Source organism: Candidatus Eremiobacteraceae bacterium (genome assembly GCA_036511855.1).
Lineage (GTDB): Bacteria > Vulcanimicrobiota > Vulcanimicrobiia > Eremiobacterales > Eremiobacteraceae > JABCYQ01.
In genome coordinates, this window is record DATCBN010000011.1 from 61,264 (window position 1) to 68,014 (window position 6,751).

General features: G+C 63.6%; 7 protein-coding genes. 3 read left to right on the top strand and 4 right to left on the bottom strand.

Annotation, left to right across the window (positions count from 1 at the left end; all coding sequences use genetic code 11):
- Window positions 1–5 precede the first annotated feature (5 nt).
- Genes VII69_02015 through VII69_02025 form a run of 3 tightly spaced genes read right to left on the bottom strand, consistent with a single transcriptional unit; the run spans window position 6 to window position 3,354 of the window.
- A complete protein-coding gene (locus VII69_02015) occupies window positions 6–1,334 on the bottom strand; it encodes an SMP-30/gluconolactonase/LRE family protein (protein HEY5093872.1) in 1,329 nt (442 codons plus the stop codon).
- A complete protein-coding gene (locus tag VII69_02020; GenBank protein HEY5093873.1) occupies window positions 1,331–1,909 on the bottom strand; it encodes a DUF4337 family protein in 579 nt (192 codons plus the stop codon). The genes VII69_02015 and VII69_02020 overlap by 4 nt, the downstream gene beginning before the upstream one ends.
- Window positions 1,910–1,950: 41 nt before the next feature.
- Window positions 1,951–3,354, bottom strand: a complete 1,404-nt coding sequence (locus VII69_02025; GenBank protein ID HEY5093874.1) for a nitrilase-related carbon-nitrogen hydrolase — start codon at window positions 3,352–3,354, stop codon at window positions 1,951–1,953.
- An 86-nt stretch (window positions 3,355–3,440) separates the two neighbouring features.
- Between VII69_02025 and VII69_02030 the strand changes: the two genes are divergently transcribed.
- The gene (locus VII69_02030) at window positions 3,441–3,977 is read left to right on the top strand and encodes a hypothetical protein (protein HEY5093875.1); all 537 of its coding nucleotides are present in this window, start codon (window positions 3,441–3,443) and stop codon (window positions 3,975–3,977) included.
- A 41-nt stretch (window positions 3,978–4,018) separates the two neighbouring features.
- Window positions 4,019–4,621: a hypothetical protein gene (locus tag VII69_02035; protein ID HEY5093876.1), complete on the top strand. Its 603-nt coding sequence runs from the start codon at window positions 4,019–4,021 to the stop codon at window positions 4,619–4,621.
- 74 nt (window positions 4,622–4,695) lie between these two features.
- On the opposite strand, the gene VII69_02040 is transcribed toward VII69_02035, so the two are convergent.
- Window positions 4,696–6,012 (bottom strand): copper amine oxidase N-terminal domain-containing protein, encoded by a 1,317-nt coding sequence (locus VII69_02040; GenBank protein ID HEY5093877.1) that lies wholly within the window; start codon window positions 6,010–6,012, stop codon window positions 4,696–4,698.
- 405 nt (window positions 6,013–6,417) lie between these two features.
- On the opposite strand from VII69_02040, the gene VII69_02045 reads away from it, so the two are divergent.
- The coding region (locus VII69_02045; GenBank protein ID HEY5093878.1) for an FAD-dependent thymidylate synthase at window positions 6,418–6,751 on the top strand (334 nt) is incomplete at its 3' end.

The window sequence follows — 6,751 nt, forward strand, 5'->3', positions numbered from 1 at the left end:
ATCCGCTATTTGACGGCCGGGCCGCCTGGGACGGCAACGCCGACCGGATAGGAGCACGTCCCGACCTTCGACGCGACGTGCGCGAGCGTTCGCGTGTCGAAGACTTCGAACGTGTCGTCACGCGCGTTAGGCACGTAGAGCAGATGTCTGTGCGTGTCGATCGACGGCAGCCATGGCGTCCGCCCGACGGGCAGCGAGGCTACGCGGTGCAGCGACGGCAGGGCGTAGACCACGACATCGTCATCACCTTCATTCGTGACGAAGACCCGGTTTATCGCCGGATCAACGGCGACGCCCAATGGAAGCGCATTCGCTGTGCCGGTAGCTATCGAATCGCCGATGCGGCGCATGGACGGAAGTGAGAACATCTCGAGTCCCGGTCGCGATTTCGTGCCGCTGAGCGTCGGTGTGTCGTTGTCGGCGACGATAAGAAGATTCCGGCGAGAGTCGACCGCGATGCCGAATGGCCGCGTGCCCGTCCGCGTCGAGCCGGTCGTGCGCGCGCTGCCGTCGTCGTTCAGCACGAGGCGAGTCACGACGTTGCCGTTGACGGCGGTGACATACATCGTGCGGCCGTCGGCATCGACGGCGATGCCTTCCGGCGTTTCTCCGGCGCGGGCCGTGGACGTGAGCTGCGGAGCCGCTCCTCGCTTTAACCGGAAAATGGCGACGCCACCGTCCGAGGCGCCTGCGTTCTCGTTCGTCGCCGCGGCGAATGCGCCGCCCGCGAGCAGCACGACTTCGCCGAAGCGCGCACCTACCGACGGCGCCGAAGCAAGCGAGGTCATCGTCGCAAGATCGATCGCGACAGCGCGCTCGCCCGACGTCGCCAGCGCGAAGGCTGCTTTCTCGTCGACCGCGACGTCGCCGGCAGAATCCCCGATGAGCAGACGCCCAAATGCCGGAACGCGGTACGTGCCGCGGACATCGAGCTCGCCGTCGTCGTAACAGGCGACGATGGCTTGTCCTGCGCCGGCCGGCGGCGGCTCGACGACCGATAGGCGCGCTCCGCCCACGCTGCCGCCGATCGTCGCGACGATCGACGCGGTGGTGCCTGAAAGCGGCGGCGCTTGGTAGCGGCCTTCATCGTCGATCGCGCCGGCTCCGAACGCTTCCCAGCTCACGGCGCCGGGAGCAGCGGCGTCGCCGACGATGCGCGCGTGAAACCGAACCGCGGCGCCGGCGAACACCGCGACGTTAGCCGGTTCGACGTCGACCCTGGGAGCCGCGGTGGCTTGAGGCGCGCTTTGTGGGCCAAACGCCACGGACGACGAGCGTGCCGCAACGGCCGCGGCGAAAAATGCGATGACGACGGCGGCCGCGGACTTATTCAATGGAAGAATCCTGTGAGCCCGGCGGCGACGGCGCTGACCGCGACGACCGCGGCGAAGATGAAGAGAGCCGGCTGCTTGACCATCGCAGCGACCGACGTGAGCACGATCGCGATTTCAAACAATGCGACCGCAACGTCGAACCTCTGCTTTTGCTCTTCGAACGCGAGGGATTTCGACAGATCGTCGTCACGCTGCCTCTCACTTGAAAGCGCGAGCTCCTTGAGCGGGCCTTGACGGGCGCGATACGTCGTGGCGCCCGTCGAGAGCGTTTGACGGATCTTCTCACCGGTCGCGACCATCGCGAGCGACTCGCCGAGATGAGCCTTTAGGCTGTCGGCTTCGTACTCGTTCCACTGATCCGTCGCACGCGCTTGTGCGAGCACCGCTTCCGTTCGCGTCGCCAACATCGCTTCGCCGGTCCTCGCGCCGAGCAGACTCGAGAGACCGGCGAAGACCGCGAGGGCGGCCGCGACTAACGGTACGTGACGCAAGATCGCATGTTCGCTCTTTTCCAGGAACTCGTGAGCTTTTTCGACGTGCTCCATCGCCTCGCCCGAGGTGTAGCGTTCGCTCATATCATCTCATCGCTTCCGATCGGCGTGCGCCGCCCGGCGCTCTAGAGGTACAATTCATACGCATCGGGCGTACGATCCGCAAACGCGTCGGTCCCCCATACGACGGACTTATCGCGCGCGCTGCGGAGATCGATCGCCGTGATGAACCCGCTCGCGGTTCCCGCGAGCGCCGATGCACCCATCGCGCCGTCGGGCCCCACGATGCACGCCGGCTGGAGCTGGTCGCCGCGTCCACAGATCAACACGTACGCGCGATTTTCCATTGCCCGCGTGCGCGCGAACGCCATCACCGGCACGCCCGAAGGCGGTTTGGTCCAAACCAAAAGGTCGGCTCCGGAAAGTGCCGCAGCGCGAGCAGGTTCGGGCGCGAGCATCCGCCGGCCTTCGATGACTGAGGCCCGCAAGCCACGGGCGTTACGCAATGCCGCAGCGATCGCGGGCGAACCAGCCGACGTCTGGACGATCGCCGCCGCGCCTTGCGCCGTAAGGGAACGCAAGGCGATCTTCCGCCGGCCGTCATCGCGGTTGGCCATCGATTGATAGACGCCGATGATGACGGAGCCGCCTTTTTCGATGCGGCCCACTCCGGCCTGGACTCGAGCTTTTTTCGGCTGCGCGCGCAGCGCACTTCGCTCGGCCGGCGACAGCGCGCTCACGAATGGTTTCGTGCGCCCGCGCCGCAACTCGGCGACGATCAGCGCGGTGGCGTCGGTCGGTGCGCTCGCGACGATCTCGCCGTCCGGACGAACCACCATGCTCCGCCCGACGTAGCTCACGGCGCCTGTTTCCGATCCGCACTTATCCGCCGCGGCGATCCAAACTCCGTTCTCCATCGCGCGCACGCGCAATGCGAATTCGACTTGCGGATTGGGCATCGCGTCATACGAGGGCCCAACGCCGACCCATGCGGTCGGATCGAGGATGAGCCACGCCCCTCGACGGGCGAGCGTGCGCGCGATTTCGGGCACCCGGCCGTCTGCGCAGATCATCATTCCGACGCGACCGACTTCCGTGTCGAATACCGGGTACTCACGGCCGGGCGCGAACCAGCGCCGGTCGAAATTCCACAGATGCGCTTTTGCATACCGGCCGGCGACCGCGCCGTCCCGGTCGAAGAGCACAGCTTCGTTGCGCACGCGACCGCCGGGGCCGATGTTCGCGATCCCGACCGCGGTGATGATGCGCGCGCGACGCGACGCCTCGCCGATGCGCCGGAGGGCCTCTTCGGGCGAGGGAATCGCTCGGCGAGCGTATGGCTTGCGATCCAGCAGCACGTAACCGGGATAGGAGCACTCCGGTAGAACGACGATGTCGGCTCGGACCGAACCGGCGGCCGCGATCGCCGCGAGCACATCGTCGAGCGCAAGCGGCGCATCGGCGAGCTCGCGCGCCATCAATTGCGCACAAGCGACCCGGACCGTGACGAGCGACACTCGATTTGGCATCCGCTAATTTTCTATAATCAAGCAGTAGGACCTGATGGCAAGATTGCTATCCGGCCACGCTACTTCGTACTGTCGGAGAGACTTTCGTGCGCGTTAAATCACTCGTGGTCTGTACGATTCTCGTCGCCGTTCTACAACAGGCAGCGGCTGCCAAACCGGCCGTGGCTCCCGCGGACGAGTATTTCGGTCGTATGAAGCTGAGTATCCTTGGCATAGGCAACATACTTCACGATACGAAGCTGCGCGAAGCATATGATCCGGCGCACGCGGCCGACAACTACACAAAGCTTTCGTTTGCTGAAGACGCGCTCGAAGACTGGGCAGCGAAATATCCGCAAGATAACTGGCTGCCGGCGAAGGCCTACTTCATGTCGCACGAATTCTGGGCGATGAACACGCCGGACGGCGATCGCGCTGCGGAGCGGTGCCGCGCGCTACTCATGAATCGCTTGGCTAAGTCGCCATTCTCGATCAAGGCGCACGGCGAGATCGCTTCGATGTTCGCGCCCGCGACGAGCACGGAGGCTGTTGCGAGCTCCACCGCATCGGCGGCCGCGCCGGCTGTCGCAACGGACGTAGCCACTCCCGCCGTGCAGCCGCCTGCTACCCCTCCGCATTCTTAGGGTCTGCAGGCAGCGGGTGCCGCCGGCGAAAAGAAGTTGGAATGCGTTTAATCCGAATCGCGGCGTTTGCCGCAACCATGCTGGCCACGGCGAGCACGCAAGCGCTCGCCGCCGCTGCGCCCGCCGCCGCCGGTGCGCCGCCGCCTGACGACAACATCTGGCATACGTATTTCGTAGCGGCGCGTCCGATAAGCGGTGCGCCCGCGCCGGCAGATGAGTATTTCGGCCGCTTCAAATTAAGTTTTCTCGGCATTCGCAACATCATCCATGACATGAACATCGAAGGCGATTCGTCTCTGGCGCTGCCGATGCAGGAAGCGCGCATTCGCGAGGTCGCGGGCTCCCTGGCGGATTGGGCCAACCGCTATCCGCGCGACAAATGGATCCCGGGAACGATCGCATCGTTCGTCAAGTTTCTCGAACGCAAGAACAGCCCCGACACGTCGCTTCTCGCGGCAAATCTCATCGCGTATCTGAACGACCGCTTTGCGTCGACTCCCAGCGCGAAATGGTACACCGCGTTGGCCGCCGCGCACGTTCCCGTCACCGACGTCGATCCAACCGCAGCGGCATGGCCCTTCCGCCTCTACGGCCCGTTCGATCCCGACGTCCTCCGGCTCGGCCGCGGAATTCCAAAACCGTAGCGCCGAGCGGCCGGCCGGGCAATAAAAAGGGCGCCTCATCATGAGGCGCCCTTTGCGTTAGTTCTGGTCGGCTCTTAGAAGTGGACTCCTAAGCCGATGTAAGGACCAGCGTGCGTCTGGCTGATCGGCGCGAATTGCTTCGCGTCGTAGCGGTCGCCGCCGAACCCACCGTAGAGGTAGAACGGCGTCGCACCGAGATTCACGTTGACGCCGACATCGTACTTGACGATGTTGTATTCCATCTTGAACGCTCGCGCGTTGACGGAATTCGCCGTGAGCTCCGTGAGCGTTCCGTTGGCGTTCGGGTAGTAGAACACGGAACCGTAGAAGTCCCACGTCGCATTGTAATCGGTGACCTTTTCCGCGCCGACGCCAAATCCGCGCAGGCTCGGGTCGCCGTAGTTGTTGGACGCCTGGAGGTAGCCGACGCCGATGTAGATGTTCGGGTTGGCTATCTTGTACTCAAGGCGACCGTCGAGCGTGGATTGCTTGGCTTGGAACTGCTTCACGATCACGGAACCGCCGTCGACGGTGTTCACTTGCGTGCCCGGGCCGCCGTTGAACGATGCGTTGTTCGTGGTCGGGTAGGAGTCCTGACGCCAGTCGACCTTCACTAAGAACGGGTTGAAGAAGTAGCCGCCGGCCGCGACGTACGATCCGTTCAAGCCGCCGCTCCCATTGCTAGGACCGGTGCTATCGCGCTCGTTGTTCGCGAACTCGTTGGCAACCTTACCGCTCGTGACGCCACCCTGTAGGAAGCCCATGACCGGCTTCACCGTGGGGAGAGGCGTTGGGGACAGCGTGGGCACCGGAGTTGGCTCCACGGTCGGTGCCGCGGTGGGCACCGGAGTGGGAGGCAGATAGCGAACGACGCAGACGTGCTGCGACGGAACCCACTCTACGTATGCGCCGAGAGCCTCGGACATGACGCGCACGGGAACCAGCATGTTGCCCTTATACATCATCGGAGGCACGTCGAGCGGACGCGATTCGCCGTTGATGATGACTTCATTCTTGCCCAGTGTGACCTGGACTTCTGCGCCATCTTTCTTTGCAGTGACCGACTTCGAGGCCGCGTCGTATGTCGCGGTGCCGCCCATCTGCTCGAACATGCTGGCGAGCGGAACCATGATCGTTCCGTGCTTTACCAACGCGGCGAGGACACGGCCCTGACGCAGTGTGTCAGGATTCGCGTACACGTGATGGTCGTTGAACAGAATCGGCACTTCGCCCGACGGCGGGTTGCCGAAATTCATCGGGGTCATCGTCGCATCAGCCACTTGAGTACCGGTCGTTGCCGAAGTTACCGATCCGGACGCAGCGTAGCTTGGCGCGATACCTGTGACAACGGCGAGCGTCGCCACCAAGGCCGCGATGTGGAGTTTCTTCAAATCTATGCCCTCCTAAAGGACTGTCTTTTCAATTTTGATTTTTTTTACGATGGATACCGTGCTCGGTGGGAGCTTCGGTCGACCCCGACATTTCCTCAGTCGCTTGGCAGGGTCGCTACCTTGTAGTGTTCCCTGCTGTTCGGCCCATAAACAGTTTTCGTTAGGCCCAATGCGGTAAAGCGCGAGGAGATGACGTTCGTCCCGGTAACGTACGCGGAGAAAGTTTTGTTACAGTTCGTGCGCAAGCCGCTGGTGACGACCCGTCCGCTAGCCGTCCCGCAATCAGCATCGACCACCTGTTCGCGGCCCGCTAACCTCGACCTGTTCGGAGGAGGCTTGCTTTACCCTCCTGGACCGGGGTCCGGGTAGGGGCTTTTGGGGTACGCGCGAACCGGGCCTTTTACCATGCCCGAAACGTCTGTTCGAGTGACCTTGCTCGAGAAATCTCCAGACCCCACCGCGATGACGGCGACAGCCGCCCGCACGTGTTATTCCGCCAATGCTCCCGACGCGATCGTCAAGCGCTGGGCCGAAAAACCGGACGATATGCTGAAGACCGTGGAGCGCGTGCGGGCGGCCGGCCATCATTCGACGATGGAGCACAACATCTACATCTTCGGCGTCACCGGACTCTCGCGCGCCGCCACCCATCAGCTCGTCCGCCACCGTCATCTGCAGTTCGATCAGCAAAGCCAGCGCTATCTCGCGTTCAAGAACGCCGAGTTCGCGTTCGTGAAGC